The 563-nt window shown below is 53.8% G+C and carries 2 protein-coding genes; both read right to left on the bottom strand.

The window, feature by feature from the left end:
- Positions 1 to 183: hypothetical protein (locus tag ACMV5I_RS29655; protein ID WP_414825985.1), on the bottom strand; the 183-nt coding region annotated here is incomplete at its 3' end.
- Positions 147 to 563, bottom strand: a 417-nt coding sequence (locus ACMV5I_RS29650) for a transposase (RefSeq protein ID WP_414825984.1), incomplete at its 5' end; no start/stop codon positions are given. The genes ACMV5I_RS29650 and ACMV5I_RS29655, both read right to left, overlap by 37 nt.

Raw genomic sequence — 563 nt, 5'->3', positions numbered from 1 at the left:
CTTGATGGTTAGGAGATTGGATCGTTTCTTTTTGAGGGCGACTGACCATGAACAGTAGCGCGACGTCCCCCCTGATGGTGCGGTATCGCGATGGGTTGTACGTAAAAATGCCGGTTTTGCTTTCTTTTTAATCCCAAATCTGTTTTTTAGGCGCACTGATCCAGAGCCGGTTCCTGAAGCCATCGTTTTTTCTCCATCCGCTGCAGCCTGGCCGACAGTAATTCTGTCGCATGCCTGCCAGCCTCGGCGCCGGCAAATCGCAGCCGATCACCGCACAAGATGCATTGGTACGGATCTGTGCCCAGGAAGCCTTTCATCAACACCGCGAACCCGGGCCGTTTGGGCTTATCCCGCACCGCCATCGACAGCGCTTCGTAGACCTTTGGCAACAGTTGGCCCCGTTTGCGGTTGGCCAAAAAGCCGTAGTACCGCACCATTTTAAAATGCCTCGCCGGAATATGGCTGATATAGCGCTGCAGCATCTCTTCCTGGCTGATTTTTTGGCGTTTATATTGCTGCGTGCGGTGATCGTAATACTGATGGACCACGGCACCGCCGCGATA

Origin of the sequence: Serratia sp. T13T92 (genome assembly GCF_047530105.1) — a bacterium.
In the GTDB taxonomy this organism is placed as follows: domain Bacteria; phylum Pseudomonadota; class Gammaproteobacteria; order Enterobacterales; family Enterobacteriaceae; genus Chania; species Chania fonticola.
The sequence above is the reverse complement of the archived record's forward strand: the minus strand, read 5'-3'. Positions and strand labels throughout refer to the sequence as shown.